13 protein-coding genes are annotated in these 18,562 nt (G+C 61.0%); 2 read left to right on the plus strand and 11 right to left on the minus strand.

The features are described 5' to 3' along the window. Position 1: 1 nt before the first annotated feature. Together AC24GY_RS13135 and AC24GY_RS13140 are read right to left on the minus strand one after the other, a co-directional pair. Entirely contained in the window at positions 2 to 934 is a 933-nt protein-coding gene (locus AC24GY_RS13135) for a bile acid:sodium symporter family protein (RefSeq protein ID WP_487683544.1), read from the minus strand. 31 nt (positions 935 to 965) lie between these two features. Further along, complete coding sequence (locus AC24GY_RS13140) at positions 966 to 3,614, minus strand: sialidase family protein (protein WP_487683547.1); 2,649 nt, start codon at positions 3,612 to 3,614, stop codon at positions 966 to 968. A 151-nt stretch (positions 3,615 to 3,765) separates the two neighbouring features. Between AC24GY_RS13140 and AC24GY_RS13145 the strand changes: the two genes are divergently transcribed. Next, entirely contained in the window at positions 3,766 to 5,220 is a 1,455-nt protein-coding gene (locus AC24GY_RS13145) for an aminoacyl-histidine dipeptidase (protein ID WP_487683550.1), read from the plus strand. A 59-nt stretch (positions 5,221 to 5,279) separates the two neighbouring features. Next, positions 5,280 to 6,323 (plus strand): LacI family DNA-binding transcriptional regulator, encoded by a 1,044-nt coding sequence (locus AC24GY_RS13150; RefSeq protein ID WP_487683553.1) that lies wholly within the window; start codon positions 5,280 to 5,282, stop codon positions 6,321 to 6,323. A gap of 1 nt (position 6,324) precedes the next feature. Here AC24GY_RS13150 and AC24GY_RS13155 read toward each other — a convergent pair whose 3' ends face one another. The 9 genes from AC24GY_RS13155 to AC24GY_RS13195 all read right to left on the minus strand — a co-directional run bounded on the left by AC24GY_RS13155 (position 6,325) and on the right by AC24GY_RS13195 (position 18,532). Further along, positions 6,325 to 7,743, minus strand: a complete 1,419-nt coding sequence (locus AC24GY_RS13155; RefSeq protein ID WP_487683555.1) for an FAD-dependent oxidoreductase — start codon at positions 7,741 to 7,743, stop codon at positions 6,325 to 6,327. Positions 7,744 to 7,794: 51 nt separating this feature from the next. Further along, positions 7,795 to 9,987 carry a DUF1549 domain-containing protein gene (locus AC24GY_RS13160; RefSeq protein WP_487683558.1) on the minus strand — a complete coding sequence of 731 codons (2,193 nt, stop codon included), beginning with the start codon at positions 9,985 to 9,987 and terminating at the stop codon, positions 7,795 to 7,797. A 274-nt stretch (positions 9,988 to 10,261) separates the two neighbouring features. Further along, positions 10,262 to 11,566 (minus strand): PcfJ domain-containing protein, encoded by a 1,305-nt coding sequence (locus tag AC24GY_RS13165; protein ID WP_487683560.1) that lies wholly within the window; start codon positions 11,564 to 11,566, stop codon positions 10,262 to 10,264. Positions 11,567 to 11,897: 331 nt separating this feature from the next. After that, positions 11,898 to 12,758, minus strand: coding sequence for an IS3 family transposase (locus tag AC24GY_RS13170; protein ID WP_487683562.1), 861 nt, complete (start codon positions 12,756 to 12,758; stop codon positions 11,898 to 11,900). Continuing rightward, positions 12,755 to 13,078, minus strand: a complete 324-nt coding sequence (locus AC24GY_RS13175; protein ID WP_487683565.1) for a transposase — start codon at positions 13,076 to 13,078, stop codon at positions 12,755 to 12,757. The genes AC24GY_RS13170 and AC24GY_RS13175 overlap by 4 nt, the downstream gene beginning before the upstream one ends. Positions 13,079 to 13,583: 505 nt before the next feature. Continuing rightward, positions 13,584 to 14,978 (minus strand): sulfatase, encoded by a 1,395-nt coding sequence (locus AC24GY_RS13180; protein ID WP_487683567.1) that lies wholly within the window; start codon positions 14,976 to 14,978, stop codon positions 13,584 to 13,586. Between the two features lie 39 nt (positions 14,979 to 15,017). After that, positions 15,018 to 16,826: a M3 family oligoendopeptidase gene (locus tag AC24GY_RS13185; RefSeq protein ID WP_487683570.1), complete on the minus strand. Its 1,809-nt coding sequence runs from the start codon at positions 16,824 to 16,826 to the stop codon at positions 15,018 to 15,020. 18 nt (positions 16,827 to 16,844) lie between these two features. Continuing rightward, complete coding sequence (locus tag AC24GY_RS13190; protein WP_487683572.1) at positions 16,845 to 17,876, minus strand: PfkB family carbohydrate kinase; 1,032 nt, start codon at positions 17,874 to 17,876, stop codon at positions 16,845 to 16,847. Further along, positions 17,873 to 18,532, minus strand: coding sequence for a bifunctional 4-hydroxy-2-oxoglutarate aldolase/2-dehydro-3-deoxy-phosphogluconate aldolase (locus AC24GY_RS13195; RefSeq protein WP_422321539.1), 660 nt, complete (start codon positions 18,530 to 18,532; stop codon positions 17,873 to 17,875). Before AC24GY_RS13195 ends, AC24GY_RS13190 begins: the two co-directional genes overlap by 4 nt. Positions 18,533 to 18,562: the final 30 nt, after the last annotated feature.

An 18,562-nucleotide genomic window follows, 5' to 3' on the forward strand; every position in this document is an offset into this window, starting at 1 on the left:
ATCAGGCATCCGGCGTGCGGCGCTTCCACCAGGCGGCCATGAGGCCGCCGACGATGTTTTGCATCACACCGCTGAAGACGGCGGCTGCAGCAGCGAGTGGCAACAAGGGAAAATGTTCACGGGCGAGCGCGGCTGCCATGCCGCCGTTTTGCATGCCCACCTCGATGCTCACCGTGCGAGCGACAGATTCAGGATACCGCAGCACTTTGGGGATGAGGTAGCCGACAACAAAGCCCATGACGTGGAGCAGAAATGCAGCGAGAGCCAGACGGCCAAAGTGTGAGGCAACGGCGTCGGCACTGGCGGCCACGATGCCACCGCTCACCAGGGTAAAAGCGAGGACGGCGACGGTGGGACCGCAGGCACCGATTTGATCGGCAGTGCGCGGCAGTTTCCAGCGAATGAGAACACCCAAAACGACGGGGGCAATAGTGAGCTGGAGTGCTGACAAACACAGGCCCCAGGCATCCACCGGCACATATTTTCCGGCCAGCACGCTGGTCCACATGGGGGTGAAGAAGAAGGCCAGCAGGGTGGATGCGAGGGTGAGCACCACAGAGAGCGCCACATTCGCCCGGGCAAGATAGCTGATCATGTTGGAGGCCATGCCGCCGGGACAGCTGGCCACAAGGATGATGCCCACCGCGAGTCCGGGCTCAAGTTTCAGCAGTGTAGCAACCAGCCAGCCGGTGAGAGGCATGATCGTGTACTGTGCGACGAAGCCAAGCGCCACGCTGCCGGGCATGCGCGCGATGGCCTTGAAATCATCAAGGCTCAACGTGAGCCCCATGCCGAGCATGGAGGCCGCGAGCGACCAGAAGATCCACGGCTTGTCGAACCACAGCATGGTCTGCGGGAAGAAGAACGCGAGGGTCGCGAGGCTCACGAGCCACACGGGATAGAGATTGTTAAACCAGTTGAGAAAGCGGGTCATATTCGGTGATACCAGGAGGATGTGGAGTTGATCAAGGATGGATTTCGCGCAGTGCAGCGCCGGTGCCGCTGATCAGCAGCACCAGCTTTTTGAAGTGAAGTTGTTCACCCGCTTTGGCCTCTTTTCGATACAGGCTAACGCGATTGATCTCTCCGGGGAAAAGCTGCACCTCGGGTGCCTCAACCTTCGTGAATCCGGCGCTGACGAGTGCTGCTTCCTGGCTCGCAGCATGCAGTCGAGGCGATGGTGTGAGCGCGTAAAGAGTACCCGGCTTGGTGACCTCGACATCAACCTTCTCGATGTCGGCGCGCAAAAACGGCAGGCCGCTGAGCTGTTCAAACAAGGCTTCAATCACGTAGTCACGATCCGTGAAGAGCTTCGCACCCACCTTCATCACCGCAGCTTCCTCCGGCGGTGGCGCAGGCCAGACGATGCGCTGTTGCCCAGCCTGCGGCTCGAACTGCCCCACGTCTTCGAGTTTGCCGAACATGATGCGCTCCTTGCGGCTCGCGTCCTTATCTCCCTGAGTCACGACGAGCCAGATCACCCCGTCGTGTTCGTGAAAGGTTGGATATTGAAAGGACTGCGGCGTCTCGAAGCGGTATTTGCGCTCCCACGTTTTGCCATCGCGCGAGACGTCCACATTGAAGACGCTGCGGCTCACGCCCTGGATACGGGTGGACTCCTGCCAGCCGAGGTAATAGGTGCCACCGAACTTGTCGAAGGTGGGTTTCGAGTTCGCGCCATTCGGCACGATGGGCAGCGGCTCGCCCACACTCCATGTTTTGCCATCGGCACTGGTCGAGAAATGGTAGTTTCCCTTGTCGTTGCGGCAGATGGCCATCCAGGTGCCATCGGGCAGACGGTTCACGGCAGATTCGCTCAAGGCTTCCGACTGCGGTTCATTGTAGTGCCCGAGCACCTCAAAGGTCTTCAGATCTTCATGCACCCGCGCGAGAGCGTTCTGTTTGCCGCTGAAGTTGTTCAGGGCGACGTAGGTCTTGCCGTCGAACTGCTTGAACGAATCAAAGATGAAGAAGGAGGAGTCCAAGGCCTTCTTGGCAAAGCCCTGCGCCGCTGCGTCTGCGTGAAAGTACTGCGGCTGGAAGTCAAAGGTGCCCGCTGTGGTCTTCAGCTTCGCCTTGTGGACCGTGGGCATGAAGTCGCCGGACTTCAGATCAAAGTCGCGATACCACATCTGCGACTGCCGCTTGCCCGGATCTTCACTGGTGAAGTAGCAGCGCAGAGTGCTCGCATCCTTCTGCAGGATACGCGGCACAAAGCATGCGCCCACCGGCAGAGCCTCGTTCTCAAAGCGCTGTTCGCCCCTAGCAAAGTCGATCACTTTTTCCAGAGCAAGCGTCTTGAGATTCACAATGGAGAGCGTCGCGTAAATTTCAGGCCAGCCTGCGCTCTCCCCTGCCCTCACGTCATTGGCTTCGGTCACGATGTAGGCGCGCTCACCGACACACACAAACTCCGCATCATGCGCCCCCTTCACACGTGGCGAGGAGGTGTTCACGAGGCGCTGCATGACAATGTCTCCGGCCAGCGCCGGATCCCACTTGGCGGGGACAATTTGGGGCTTCTCCAGCTTGCTGATCGTTTGTTTCAGGCTCACCGCGCCAGATGCATTTTTACCGGCGAGAACATCTTCCTCACGGAACTTCGCGAGGAGGATCTCGCCTTCGCCCTGGCGGTCGCGGTCATAGGTGATCCAGATGAGACCCTCGCGATCCTGCACGCCATCGGGATAGGAAACGCCTTTGCGCTCATCCAGCAGCAGGCCTTCATTCCAAGTCTGTCCGTCGTCGGTGGAGATCTGGGCGGTGAGGTGGCTGCGGGTCTTGCCAGTGAAGCCGTGATGATTCACGAGAAGGAGATTGCCGGATACGAGGCGGCGGATGAAGAAGCGAGAGCCGGGATTTGGAATGGTGCTGGCTTTGGCCTCAGACCAGGTACGGCCTTTGTCTGAGGAATGACTTTCCCACAAGATGCCACCGCCCGTGCGGGTGAGCAGCCAGAGGCGGCCATCCTTCAGTTCAGTGATCATGCACTCCAGCGCCCACTCGGGGGCTTTGAGGGCACCGTGAAGTTTCCATGTCTTTCCCTCATCCGTGGAGATGCCGACGCCTTGCAGTTGTTTCGGCCCTGCAAACCAGTCGTGCACCGGCTCGGTGGCATGCGTGACGGGCATGATCCATTCACCGGTGGAAAGCACCGTGGGCTTGTTCATGCGGAAGGCATAAGGGCTTTCGTAGCCCACGCGGAACTCGGCACCAAAGACGGGTGGGGTGGCATCGGGATCGTCGCAGATGCGCGCATGGACGTCATGCACGGCGGTGTCTTTGTTCCCGCGATTGAAGACGTACCAGAGACGGCCTTTGGGGTCGATCCACAGGGTGGGATCAAAACAGCGTGTGCCGTTTTTGGGCCCGGCCATGACCTGCGGTTTGGTGAAGGTTTTTGCCTGATCATCGCTGTAGCAAAGCAGGACGAGATTCTCGGGAGACGGCTCCTTGGGACCACCGGTGAACCAGGATGAAAACACGCGGCCTTTGGCGGTACGCTCCAGCCCGGGAATGCCCTGCCATGTTTCATGGCGCTCACCTAAGGGTGCGGCGGCACCGACACAGGCGGTAATGAGGTAAAGGAGAAAGCAGAGCTGGCGGAAAATCATTGGCTTATCAAACGTGGGGCCGGGCAGGCTTTCATTGCGGATCGGGTTGATAAAGTGTTATGATAACACGGCACGCTTTTCGCCACCGAAGCCGCTTGAAGTGTCACCGCTTCCACCGCAGCCTGAATCATCCCCGAATCGAATTCCCTCCATGTCCTCTTCTGACCTCCGCGCCCTCGAACCCCAGGCACTCTGGAACTGCTTTGCCGATCTCAATGCCGTGCCGCGGCCTTCCAAGCGCGAGGAACGGATCGTGGGATTCGTGCTGGGATTCGCCGCGCGTCATGGACTGACGGCGCAGCTCGACAGGGCCGGCAATGTGATCGTCAAAAAGCCAGCCTCGGCGGACCGGCAAGGCCGCCCTCCGGTGATCATGCAGGCGCATCTGGACATGGTGCACAAGGCTGCGGACGGACTGAAATTTGATTTCGACCAGCAGGGAATCGACATGTGGGTGGATGGGGACTGGGTGCGCGCACGCGGCACCACGCTGGGCGCGGACAATGGCCTCGGTGTTTCCGCGATCCTCGCGGTGCTCTCTGCGAAAGATTTGTCGCATCCACCGATTGAAGCGCTTTTCACCCTGGACGAGGAGCAGGGCATGGGTGGCGCCCTGGGTCTGGAGCCCGGTCTGCTGACTGGCAAGACGATGCTGAATCTCGACTCTGAAGAGGACGACACTTTCACCATTGGCTGCGCAGGCGGCATCGACACGACCGGCCTTTTTGAATACACCGAAGTGGCGCATGATTCGGCCGGCCCCATGGTCGCCATCCAGATCAGCGGCCTGCGCGGCGGGCATTCGGGACTGCAGATTCACGAAGGACGGGCGAATGCGATCAAGCTAATAGCGCGTCTTCTCAGCGCCTGTGGCGAAGATGTTGTGGCCCTTTCCACGATGCGAGGCGGGAGTGCGCGCAACGCCATTCCGGCGCAATGCGTGGCGCAGGTAGTGATTTTGGACGAGGTCCGCTTTGCAGAAAGCTTCGAGCGCGAAGCTGCTGGGATCCGTGAAGAATTTCGCCTGATCGAACCCGGGCTTAGCATCGTCGCTACACCCATTGAAGCGGATGGCGGCGAGGTGGGGATCATGGGTGCAGAGCATCAGAAATCCCTGGTGCTGGCGATGCAGGCGGTGGTGAATGGGGTGTATCGCATGAGCCCGGTGGTGCCAGGGCTGGTGGAGGCGTCTTCGAACTTTTCCACCATCGCGCTCGGTGGAGGAAAGGCAGAGTGGGGCAGTCTGCAGCGCAGCTCGGTGGAATCGAGCAAGCTCGACGTGGCCCGTGCTTTTCGTGCGCCGTTTGAACTCATCGGTGCGCAGGTCAAATCAGGCGATCCATACCCCGGCTGGAGCCCAAGTGCTGAATCACCCATCCTGGAAAAGATGAAGACGATCTACCGCGAGCTCTTTGGCCATGAGGTCAAGGTGGGTGCCTGCCATGCGGGTCTGGAGTGCGGCGTCATCAGCATGGCGTATCCTGGGCTGGATATGATTTCGTTTGGACCGAACATTCATGAGGCGCATTCGGAGAAAGAGTGCGCCAGCATCTCCTCCACGCAGAAGTTCTGGAAGCTGCTCACGGCGACGCTGGCAGATCTGTAGCTTCAAGCGCCGCCCCATCCCGGAGCTCCGAGGTCGTCTTTACGTCCGCTTCCAACGCCATGCCAGTCACCACCGCGCCCACGCTTAAGGACATCGCCCGTGCGACCGGCTTTTCATTGATGACCGTGTCCCGGGTGTTGCGCGGAGCGCCCAAGGTATCCGCCGAGAAGCGTGAGCTGGTACTGAAGGAGGCGAAGCGGCTGAACTACCAGCCCGACCCGCATCTGGCGCGCATGATGCAGGTGGTGCGCGGCAAGAAGCAGCAGCGGGTGCGCGCCGTGATCGCGGTGATCCGTGAGGATGTGCCGCAGGATGGATTGCTAGGCCCTTCATACCAATACGTGCCGATCGATGACATCCGCAGTCGTGCGCATGGGCATGGCTACGCCGTGGAGGAGTTCTGGCTGGGCAGGGACGGGCTCACGCCCAAGCGGCTGCAGAAGATCCTGCATGCGCGGGGAATCGAGGGCGTAATCGTGTCGCCGCAGAGCATGCAGCTGCCGTGCAGCAAGATGGACTTCTCACCTTTTGCCGCTGTGACCTTTGGCAATGCGATGAGCAACCCGGCGCTGCACATGTGCGCGGGAAACATGACGCTGGGCATTCACATGGCGGCGGATCAACTCAGTGCGCGAGGTTACAAACGCATCGGCGTGGCGGTGACCAAGTGGATCGTGAACCGCTCGCAGTTTGGCTACAGTGGCGGCTTGTTTCACTGGCAGCAAAGCCTGCCGCCTGAGGACCGGGTGCCGCTGCTGCTGTTTCCGAGCAATGACATCAGCAAAGGATTCGACGCATTTGCCAAATGGATGCGTGAATATGAGCCGGATGCGCTGATCACCTTCGACACGCATGTGCCCAACTGGCTGCGGAGGCTGGGGCTGCGCGTGCCGCAGGACATCGGTTTTGTGGCGCATGACTGGACGCCCAAGATGCAGGAGTTTGCGGGCATTTACCAGCAGCGCGAACACCTGGCGGCGGCAGCGGTCGATTTGATCGTGACGCAGCTTTCGCAGCACGAGCATGGTGTACCCGCAGTGCCGCGCCAGATCATGATCCCGCCCAAGTGGGTGGACGGACCGAGCATACGGTCATTGCAGTGATTTAAACGCGCTGTCCCATCGCCTTCAGCTTGGCCTCGCCCTCGCTCCAGGGGACTTCGTGCGGCAAGCGTTTGGAGGTCGCGGCGAGGGCGGCGATGACACCCGCTCCTTCGCCCATGCCGACGGCATTGCCGGTCACGCGATAGCTCGCGTGGGCGATGAAATCGCCGCTGATGCAGCGCCCGGCCATCATGAGGCCATCGACCTCTTTTGCGATCAAGGCACGCAATGGGATGTCGTAGGGCTTGACCTTGATGTTGGTGGAATGAATCGCTGCTTTTTGGTTAAAATCCGCACTGGTTGCATGGATGTCCACGCCGAAGGTGGCGCGCACGACGGCGTCATCGTAGCGCGCGCCTTTGATGAGGTCTTCCTTGTTCACGACGTAGCGCCCGACGATGCGGCGGCCGTCACGCACGCCGATTTGCTCGGCGGTGGCGACGATTTGAATGCCCTCCCACGGGCCACCGAGGCCGCGCAGGCCATTGACCATGAGGTTCATTTCCGCTCGAGCGCGCACGGTGGCGGCGGTGATCTCGGCGGCGTCCCAGGGCTTGATGCCGAATTCCTGATTCATCATGGCAAAAACGAGGTTTCCACTGACGTGCCAGAGGGTGGCTCCGGCGTAAGATGGGAAATGGCCGGTGCTGACGATGGCGTCCTTGATGCGCTTTTTCTTTTCACCGTCCGTGTTTTCGCCGGGCTTTGGCTGGCCAAAGCGGACGAAGTCGCGGAGTTGCTCGACGTCTTTCACGACGAGCAGGGCATTGAGTGAGAGGGGCTGGCAGGGACATTCGGCGGCTTCGCCAATTTCGAAGGCGCAGCCCGCCTGGAAGCCGAGATCGCCATCGCCTGTGGTATCGATGAAGACTGGGGCTTTCCATGCCTGGCGACCCGATTTGGATTCGGTAACGATGGTGGTGAGGCGCTTGCCTTCGCGGAACGCAGCACAGACTTTGGTGTGATATTGGAATTTCACGCCGGCTTCGACGCAGAGCTCTTCGAGCAGGAGTTTCAGGGCTTCGGGGTCGTAGCAGAAGCGGCTGGTGCTGGTGGAGTTTGCACGTGCGCCGCGTGCATCGAGTTTGTCGCGCAGCTCTTTGGCAAAGCCGGGTTTGTTGAAATCGAGGAAGTATCCCAGGAGGCCCGCCGTCCAGATGCCGCCGAGGCAGCCACGCCATTCAAACAGGCGGACCTTTGCGCCTGCGCGTGCGGCGGTGATGGCTGCTGTGACGCCTGCGGGTCCGGCACCGCAGACGATGACATCGGCATCCTGCGCCAGGGGGATCTCGTGAGCGGGTTCGGAGAACATGCCTGCTTTTGGAGCCGCGTCAGCCGCAATGAGCGGACTTTGGCTTACCGCGCCACCGGCAAGGGCGGCGTGCAGGAAATGACGGCGGGAAACGGGGGCAGGTTTCATGGGGCCACTATCACGAAGGGTGCGGCGTGGAGTTATCACGGAGTTCTTTCCTCAACGCACAAAGATGAACTGCTGCGTGTTGATCAGGGCAAAGACGAGGTCTTCGATGTTCAGGCCGGACTGCACTGCTTTGGCCCATGCGGACTTCTCTGCCGTCATGGGCGAACGTGAGAGGAGTGTCTGGTATGCAGCGGCGAGCTGTTCGTCAGGATACTTCGCGGCAGCCAGGTTGAGCTTGAGCTGAGTGTGCGGCTTGAGGATGCTTTGGAACAGATCGCTGTTCATCAGGACGAGGGCCTGGGGCATGCTGGCGTCAGAGTTGGCATTGTCGATGATGTCGCGATCGCTCTGGCCGAATTCGCGCAGGTAGTGGCCCCGGGGGGCGGGAGACTCGAGATCAGCGGCGCGGGGCCATTCGCGGGCCTGGGCCCGACGTGATTTGAAATAGCCGTCGATGTCAGTGATGCCGAAGAGCTTGATCTCGTCGCGGAAGAGAGCTTCGCGCGCCTGTTCGGCGGCGGTTTCTTCGCGCGGAATGGCCTGGTCGATGTCGTAGCCGGGCACGTCGATGTAGGCGCGATTTTGGCCGGCTTTTTTGAGGTCTTCGAGCGTGGGAGCTTTTACGGGAATGGGCGGCGGAGCAGGCTTGCCGGTCTTTTGCGTGTAAAGGCGGGCCACGGCGGGGACGACAACGTAGTCATGAATGCCGGTGCGTGCGGTGAATTCCAAGGAGCGGATTTCGAGATTGAGCTTTTCGAGCAAGGGCTTGTCCTTGGCCTTCTGCGCGGCGGTGTATTGATCCCGCAGCACTTTGGAACGTGCGGCGATGCGTTCGTAGCCTTCGGAGGCCCTGGCGGCACCGTCGAAGATTTCCTGGGAGGTGAGGAGATCGAGGGCGTCGCTGAGCTTGCCGCGATAAACGATTTTTTGCGCCATCTCGCTGTCGATGCCGTGCCTGCGCGGAAGATCGGGAGTGGGCTGGATGAGAGTGACGAAGGAGTCGTAGATCTGCTCCGCGGTCATGCGGCGGAGCAACGGGCCGGTGAAGTGGCAGACTTCGCCGGGCAGGAGTTCAGCGCGGGTGACCTCATTTTGATAGGCCTGGGTGTTGTAGAGGGCGCGCTGGTAGGCCTTTACATCATAGCGGCAGTCGCGCATGAACTGCTCCAGATGTTTCATGAGCGCGGGATTTGATGCCACGGTGCTGTCGAGAATTTCATCGACAGGCTCGATCAAGCCGACCCCGAAGACTTTCTTCCAGAGGCGATTGGCGATAACGAGGGTGAAGCGTGGATTTTCTGGCGAGGTCATCCAATCGGCAAAGGCGTTGACCGTTTCGCCGGTGGGTTCGCACTTCACGGATTTTCCCAGCATCGTTGAAGGTGAGATGACTTCCTTCGGTTTAGCATCGGGGTATTGGTAGTCGTGCGGGAGCTTGAGCAGGCGGGTGGGAAGGGCCTGCACTTTGCTGTAGCGGACGAAGTCGCCGAGGTTTTCAAACACGCGGCCCATGTTGCGAGTGGAGGGCTCGAATTCGGGTTTCTTCCTTGCCTGCACCATCAATTCAATTGCGCCTTTCTGCTGGGCGATGCCGGTGAAGTTTGTCTCCAGCGGGTAGGTGAAGGCGGCCATCTGATAGAACTGCATCTGCGTCCATTTGTCGAAGGGATGATTGTGGCACTGCGCGCACTCGATGCGGGTACCGAGGAAGACGCGGGTGGTGTTGGCCAAGTTGTCCAGGGGCATGCCGATGTCGCGCATGTAGTAGCCAATGGCGGGATTGTCCCAGACCTTTCCCTGCGCGGTGAGGAGCTCGCGCACGAAGGCGTCATAGGGCATGTTTTCGCGGATGCGCCGCTTCACATGCTCGAGGTAGGGCTTTGAGGTCATTTCCCCCTGCCCGCTGTTCGCACGTGTCTGCACGCGCAGCAGGTCCGCCCAAAAGTGGAACATGCGCTGATTGTAGCCGTCGCTGGCAAGAAGCTGGTCGATGAGCCTGGCGCGCTTGTTTTTGTCGGTGCTGGTGAGGAAGGCCTGTGACTCTTGAAGGGTGGGGATGCGGCCGATGATGTCGAGGTAGAGGCGGCGGACGAGAGTCTCATCACTCGCAGGAGGATTGGCGGTGAGCTTGTGCTGCTGCCAGTCTATGGCGAGGAGCGTGTCTATCTGCCGCGACGCGTCGGTGGCGTGCGCGGCAGAGAGGAGGCTCAGCGTGATGAGAAGGGTGCGCGTGAATGATTGCATGCTCGTGCAGGCAAACGAGGAGGCTGGAGGGCTTCTATCTAGCGAGCGGTGGCAGGAGGAGTGATGTCGTGGTCACAGGCGGTGAACTGCTCCCGCAGGCTTTGGGAATTCCCCTCACCCCGGCCCTTTGACTCACTTCGTTCGCCCTTCGGTCTGCCTTCGGCAGTCTATCTTCGCTTCGCTGCGATTCCCCGAAGGTAGCAGAATGTGGTTCAGCGAGGCAGGGGCGCGGAGAGGGAGACCCTTTTGCAGCGCTGGAATCCTAATGGAGGAATCATTCCATACGCTCCAGGTGGTTGGCGGCGGCCCATTCGTGGATGATCCCCATGACGTTCCGGCCAGCGTGAGCGTTACGCGGGGCCTTGATCTGCACGATCTTCCGGGTGGCCTGCTCCACCTCGATGGTGGCCACTGAAAACGCTTCCACGACGGCCTTTTCCCGTTTTAGAAAACGGACGCTGAAGATGGCGGATCTGCCGCTGCGACAGCGGCCGGTGTAGCCGGACACACAGTGACGCATGCCCCGCCCTTCCGCCTTGAGGGCCTCCGTGGTGCACAGCTCGTCCACACGCCATATGGGGCGGCCATCCACCCAGCCGCTGCGGCTTTCAAAGGGAATGCCACCCAGCATGGGCCGCCAGCGCCTGTCGGCGAGACGCAGCAGTTCAGCGCTCCCGGCCGCAGCGCGCACCTGCTCCTCCGTGAGGTCATGCCCCTCCTCGTGCATCAGCCCGGTGAGAAACTTCACCGCGTGGCGCATGAGCGCGGACAGCGGCAGCCGCAGCAACTGCTCGGCCTGCGCACGCCCCTGATGTGCGTCGATGGCGTGCAACGCGTCCACCACCAAAGGGAAATGGGCGGCTACAGAGGCCTCCGCAGCGGCGGCGAACTTTTCCACGAGCCTAGCCCCCAGAGCATGCCAGCCAAGGGTTTGAAACACACGGTGCGTCATCACCGCCTCCCGCAGCGCAGGCGCGGCGCCCGCTGCATCCAGTTCGGCGCGCCAGACAGCGGAGGCCAGGCTGGCGGCCTCACCGCCGATGAGCGTGGCATGCAGCACACGGTTGGTGATGCTCCTGGGAAAGCCGGGCACATCCTTCATGGAACGGCCCTGGGCCACCGCAATCCAGCAGTCGCGGTCAAAATGCTGCGGCGGGCCGAAGACATGCCACGCAGAGTCGAGAAACTCCGGCACCGGATACAAGGCCAGCAGGTGGCGCAGGAAGGAAGCCCACTGAGCGCGGGCATCCTGCGCAGGATCCGGCCGCCAGTCTTCCGGCTGACGCACCCATGACGGAGCATAGGCGGCGAGGCGAACAATGGCAGGCACGACGCCGAGTTCCTTGGGATGCAGGTCAAACAATACACGGCTACGGGCCTCCAGCACGGTAAGGAGGTGCATGCCGAGAACCCGCCAGCACGGCACGCCCATGACACGCCGGCTGCGGGCGGCGGCATGGCAGTGCTGGCGGAAGCAGTTGTTACGAAGGCGGCGCGCCGTCCAGGCGCGGCCAGAAAGGACCACCGGCATGACCGGGGCCTGCGGGCGCGCGGCGGCGCGCCCATGATGCAAGTTCATGATTCTGAAAAGGGATGGGGTCTGGCTTGATCGACCCGCGCAGGGACGCGCCTAGACAGCGGCAAATGCGACGGATGCGGATGCGATGGTTTGTTTTCCCCGGCTTCGGGGCCAGGGCTTCAAACGATCCGAGGGATCAAGCGAAGGGAGACAGAATCATGCGAGGAGAGTAGCGGCACCTCGCCGGATTTCCAGCAGAAGTGCGGTGAAAGTGTTTTGCAGGTGCTGAATTTTTAACCACGGATGAAGTCGTGATACCATAACCTAATACCATTACCCGTAGAAAACGGGTCTGTGAGGTGCAACTCAATCTTGGACCAGAGTCGCTTAATTAGTTGAGTTTGGTTTGCTGAGCTTCGAACTGGTTGGGGGTGAGGTAGCCGATGGCGGAGTGCTTGCGCTGGTTGTTGTAGTAGGCGTCGATGTAGTCGAAGAGTTCGAGCCTGGCATCGGTGGGGTCTTCAAAGCAGCCGCCCTGCAGCATTTCTCGCTTGAGGGTGCCCATGAAGGACTCCGTCCACGCGTTGTCATAGGGGTTGGCCCTTGCCGACATGCTCTGGCGCATGCCCGCGCCGGCCAGCATGGCCCGGAAGGCGCTGCTGCCATACTGGCTGCCACGGTCGCTATGAAAGAGGGTGTGCTGGCCTCTGGCCTGCGGTCGAGCCTGCAAGGCCTGCTGCAGGGCATTGACCACGAGCTCCGAACGCATGTGCGTGTCCAGGCTCCAGCCGATGATGCGGCGCGAGGCCAGGTCGATGACCACTGCGAGATAGAGCCACCGCGAGGTGGTGGGGATGAAGGTGATGTCACCGGCCCAGGCTTCATTGGGCTTGGTGGGCATGGCCTGCTCGGCGAGCAGGTTCTCTGAAGGCCGGTCAGCCCTGCCATCGCTGGTTTTGGGCAGGTAGTTCTTCGGCTGGATGGCACGCAGACCGCTCTGGCGCATGAGACGGCGCAGCCTGGCAGGAGCGCAGACAATGTCGTGGTCCTTGAGTTCCTGCTCAATACGGCGGTAGCCATAGCGGCGGCGGTTGCGTTTGAAGATCTCCTCAATGAGCGGAGAGAGGCGGCGGTCTTCAAGCCGGGTGGCTGTGGCCTCGGCGGCATGGTAGAAGCTGCTGCGTGGGAGCTCCAAGACGTGGCAGATGAGGCGGATGCTGGCCTGGGTCTGGGTGTGAAGCTGCTGGATCATCGTGCGGGTTTGCTCTGGGGTTGAGTGTGAGTGCCGAGGATGACAGCGGCTTTTTTTAAAATGTCGTTCTCCAGGAGGAGCTGGGCGTTGTCCTTGCGCAGGCGGCGCAGCTCGGCGGCTTCGTCCAGCTCGCCTGCGGCTCGCTGGACTGCGCCGCCGAGCTGTGCGGGGTTCTGGCTCTGACGCTGAGACTGCGTCCAGCGGTAAAGGATGCTCTGGCCAATGCCCAGTTCCTTGGCCACTTCAGGTACGGCCCTGCCCAGGCTGACCATGGCCACCGCCCGGTCTTTGAAATCACTGTTATAACGTTCTCTCTTCACGGTCTTCATGGTGCTTGTCCCTTATTTGGTGGTCCAGAATTTTAGCGCACCTCACTGTGCAAAAGCCCCCGGCTTTATGGCACGTGGTAGAGAAGAGCTTCTGGTGATGGTGATGCGCTGTGACTGCGGCGGCGGGACGGTGAGACGCTGCTGGAGGGCGCGGTGGGGTGAAGAAGGCGCCCATTCTTCGCTAAAGCTACGAAGGGCAAACTGGCTTTGCTTTCCCGGAAAAGAGTGTACCAGGGAAGCCTCGCTGAGGCTCGGCATCCCTTCGCTATGATGCGGAAGGCCTTTGGCCTTCAAGATGAATGTGGCAGTCTATTACGAGAGTCTAGATAGACAGGCGGGATGGCTATTCTCCGTCGCTGCTTCTGCCTTTCCATGTTGTCAGGACGGCGCACCTTTTTTTTGCGCCTGCGATGTGGCAGACCCGAAATTTGGGCCCCGACACAGCGGGGCCCTACCTGCCCTGCGGCATGCGGAGCGGTTTCATGTGCTCAGGGGATCACTCCTTATCCTTGGCTTTTTTGAGCAGCTTTTTTTCCTTCTTTGCCGCTGTCTTTTCGTTGCCGGCCACGGGATTGTTGATGGTGGGGAGGTGTTTGGCGAGTTCGGCCTTGGTGCCGACGTATTGCGGATCTTTGGCGAGGTTGGTCCATTCGTAAGGATCGGTGGACTCGTTGTAGAGTTCTTCATCGCCATTGGCATAATGGATGTAGCGCCAGCCTTCGGTGCGGACGGCGTGGTTGTTCCGACCGAAGGTGGTGACGGCGGGGGTGTCCCAGGCGGCAGAGGCGTCGGCGAGGAGGGGCTTGATGCTTTTGCCGTCGAGGTGTGCGGGCGCGGGCAGGCCGCAGACGTCGGTGAGGGTGGGGAAGACGGAGGTGAAATCGACGGTGCGCTCGCAGATGCTGTCGGGCTTGGTCAGGCCGGGGACGACCCAGATGAGCGGGGCGCAGGTGGCTTCCTCCCAGAGGGCGAATTTGCGCCAGTGGTCTTTCTCGCCGAGGTGCCAGCCGTGATCGCCCCAGAAAACGATGGCGGTGTTCGCCTTGTGGGGGCTTTTGTCGTAGGCCTCCATGAGACGGCCGATGAGCATGTCGGTGTAGCTGGCGGCGGCGAGGTAGCCTTGGATCGCTTCCTTCCACCGGCCGCTTTTGACCATTTCAGCGTGATCGCCATCGGGCTTGGCCATCTTGATGCCGGCGGGAGGGACATCGGCGAGGTCATCTTTTTTATATGGGGGCAGCTCGATTTTATCGAGGGGGTGCATGTCGTAGTACTTCTTGGGCACATTCCAGGGCATGTGGGGCTTGTGAATACCGCAGGCGAGGAAGAAGGGTTTTTCCTGCGGTTTGCCAAGCTGGTCGATGCAGTAGTCCACGATGCACCAGTCATTGAGGTCTTCGTCCTTGCAGTCGAGCGGGGCGAACTTGATGCCGCCGACGCCATCGCTCTGGCCTGCGGGCACCTTGGGCATGCCGCCTTCGTTGGCCAGGTAATCGTCCCAATCCTCACGGCGCTTGTAGCTCTCATGATAAATCTTTCCCGCACCGCAGACGAAGTAGCCGCCCTGGCGGAAGGCGTGGGTGAGTGTCTGTTCTTCGGGAATGGCGGGACGCCAGTCCTCGTTGTTATCATAAATGCCCGTCCTCCCTGGACGCATGCCGCTCATGAGCGCGGCGCGGGAGGGATTGCATACGGGCGCGGCGCAGTAGCTGTGCGTGAAGCGCACACCGCGGGCGGCGAGCTTGTCAATATTGGGCGTGATTGTCTGCTTGTTGCGGCCGAGATAGCCGACCCAATGGTTGAGATCATCAATGGCGATGAACAGGACGTTCGGCTTGTCGGCGGCGGAGGCCGTGACAGCGAACAGCAGGAAGGCGAGGATGAGGCGCATGGTGGCCGCTGAAACGCGGGCCACACATGCGTCTTGCGCTCACTTCAGCGCTTCATAAGCCGTCAGCGTCGGTTCGATGGCCTTCAGCGCCGTGGCCCAGAATTCTGGCTGGGTGATGTCCTCGCCGAGGCTTTGCTTCACCACCTCTTCGCAGGTCGCGCTGCCGGTCATGGAGAGGAAGGCTTCGTAGCGTGGCAGGAAGGCCGCGCCTTCGGCTTTGAAGCGTGCGAACAAGGCCTGGCTCAGCAGGTAGCCGAAGACGTAGGGGAAGTTGTAGAAGGAGATGCCGCTGATGAAGAAGTGCATCTTGGAGGCCCAGAACATGGGATCGGTGCCGCCGTCGAGGAGGGTATCGCCATAGAGCTTCTGCTGGGCTTCGTTCATGAGCCCGCTGAGGCGGCTCACGCTCACCTCGCCACTGGCACGTTCCGTGTAGAAGGCCTTCTCGAATTCGTAGCGCATCGGGATGTTGATGAGGTAGGCGTGCGCACGAAGCATCTCCTGATCCAGCAGGTAGGCCTTCGTCGCCTCGGTGATGCCAGGATTGGTCATGAGACCGTTGAGCAGGATCATCTCGCCGAAGTTAGAGGCGGTTTCTGCGAGCGTCATTGGATAGCCGGCTGCGAACGAACGTGCCGGACGCAGCACGCAGGAGTGCCAGGCATGACCGACTTCATGAGCGAGGGTGACCATGTCATGCACGGTGCGGTGGAAGGTCATGTACACGCGCTCTTCGTGCTTGAGCTGCGATCCGGTGCAGAACGCACCGGGGCGCTTGCCTGCACGCGGCTGGGCTTCGATCCAGCGCTTTGCGAGCATCTCGCGGAAGTAGGAGCCGAGTTTTGGATAAGCGGAGCTGAAGGCATGATCGACCGTGGCGCAGGCCTCGTCCCAAGTGAGTTCCTTTTCATCCGGTGCGGCGATCTGGGGTGCTTCGAGGTCGAAGTAGTGCAGCGCGGAGGTGCCTTGGAGCTTGGCGGCTTTGCGCAGGGCGCGGCGCGGCAGATCAATGTGGGTGTGGATGGCTTCCAGCATGGCATCGAGCGACTTGCGGCTCATCGCGCCATCAAACAGCGGAGTGTCGAGGAAATGCGGCAACCCGCGACGGGAATAGAGGCTGAGGCGTGTGCCCGCGATGCCGTTCAGACCGGCGGCGAGAGTGACGGCATGATCATTGAACGGCTTCTGCCCGTCATTGAAGGCTGCTTCGCGCAGCTTGCGGTCGGGCTCGGACATCAGCGCGCGGCGGCGGGACATCGGCACGATTTCTTTGTGCCCGTCCGGGAAGGTCATTTCGAATTCCATCTTGCCGGTGAGGGTGTCGTAGAGGCGGCCCCAGGCGTGGAGGCCGTTGACATTAAGATCGGCGGCCAGGGCTTCCATCTCCGACTTCATCTGGTGCTGGCCTTCGTGGCGCATGCGCTTCACGGCATGCCCGGCGTTTTTCAAGGAAGGGTCAGCGAGCAACACCTCGAATGAATCATCTGTCAACGCAGCAAGCGCGGAACGAAGCGAGGCCATAAGCTTGGTACTTTCGGCTTCGAGCGTGGAGATCCATGCTTCATCGGCCTTCACGGCTTCGTTGTTCGCGTCATCGGCGGACAGGCAGCCAAGATAGGCGGAGAGGTGGCCGAGGCGATCACTCAAGGATTCCAGCGCATTGATGACGCGGGCCATCTCGATGGTGTCAATGCCCAGCGCCGCGGCTTGTGTCTTGAGTTCCTCAACATCGCGCACGAGTGCGGCTTTGAAGTCGGTGTAATCGGGAGCGCCGAAGGCCGAGAACCAAGATTCGAGGGACCAGCGGTCGGGGGTGGTTGGAGGAGCGATTGTGACGGGGTTGGACATAAATGATGAAATGAAAAATTAACGGCTGACGCGTCCGCCGCCGTCGCCTTGCATGAGGTTCTCGATTTCGCTGCGGGTGCTGTAGTTGTAGTCGCCTTCGATGGAATGGGCGAGGCAACCGGCGGCGGTGGCGAAGGATATGGCGACGGCAGGAGGGGAGTTTTGAAGGAAGGAGAAGACGAGACCGGCGGTGAAGGCATCACCTGCGCCGAGGCGGTCGATGATCTGGGTGATCGTGTAGCGCGGTGCGGCGTGCAGTGTGTCCGCCGCAGCCTCATAGAGCGCACCGCTGAAGCACTGTGCGGCGGAGGTGCTGCCATCCCGCAGAGTGAAGGCGGCGTGGGTGAGGTTGGGAAACTGGGTGATGATCTGCTTTGCCAAAGCATGCAGATCTCCGTTGTAATCCATGCCGAGCATGGCGGTGGCGTCGCTGATGCCACCGACGAAGACGTCTACGAATGGCAGGACCGATTTCATCGTGCGCGTGGCGAGATCGCGGGCTGCGAGCGGCGGATCCCAGTGCCAGAGCTTGGTGCGGTAGTTCATGTCGCACACGACTTTGATTTTACGACGTGTGGCTTCTTGCACAGCGACGAGCGCGACATCGGCGGCGTTTCGTGAGATGGCGGGGGTGATGCCGGAGATCACGAACCACTCGCAGCCGGAAAAGATGGCGTTCCAGTCGTAGGCGGAGGCTGGTGTGATGGCCACGGTGGAGCCATCGCGGTCATAGATGACGTTGCCGCCGCGTTGATTGGCGCCGTGCTCAAGGAAGTAAGTTCCCAGGCGGCCTTCGTGCGTGCGGAGGATGTGCCTCGTTTCAACGCCAAGGCTTCGCAAATCCGCGACACAAGCATCTGCGATGGCATTCGTGGGCAGGGCGGTGACAAAGGCTGCATCAACACCGAGGTAGGCCAGCGAAGCGGCGATGCTGGCCTCCGCTCCGGCAAAGCTGGCATTCAGACTGCCCGGCATGGCCTGCTGAAAACGTGCGAAGCCTGGCGTGGCAAGGCGCAGCATGATTTCGCCGAAAGTGACGACGCGGCTCATGGACGGACTTGCTTGACGATGTCCGTGGCCTCACGCGCCAGCGCGGTGATGACATCCCATCCGCCTCTGGCTACAATTTCCTTCGGTGCCAGCCATGAGCCGCCAAGAGCCAGCACCGCGGGTTCGCGCAGGTAGTGCGCGGCATTGCCAGCTCCCACTCCCCCCAGGGGAATGAACTGTACGCCGAGATGCATGAACGGCGCCATGATGCTGCGCAGGAAGATCAAACCACCGCTGGGCTCCGAAGGGAAAAATTTCAGCACCCGGCATCCGGCTTCGACGGCGATCTCAATGTCTGTGGGTGTGCAAACACCGGGTGCGAACGGCAGGCCGATGCGAATCGCCTCGGCAACGACGCGTGGATTCATCCCGGGAGCCACGCCGAAGCTTGCGCCTGCCTCCTTGGCCTCGTTCGCCTGCTTTGGTGTGAGGATGGTGCCAACGCCGACGGTCATCTCCGGTACTTCGGCGCGGATGCGCCGCAGCGACTCAAGCGCCGCATCAGTCCGCAAAGTAAGCTCGATACCATTCACGCCGCCCGCCAGCAAGGCCTGTGCCAGCGGCACGGCATCCTCCACACGGTCGATCATCAAAACGGCAATCACGCCGGTTTGGCGGAGTTGCAGGCGCAAGTTGTCGGGAAAGGCGGTATTCATGGCTGGAAGCAGGAGGGGATGCGTGTTTTT

This window comes from Prosthecobacter sp. Pr1 (assembly GCF_057652315.1).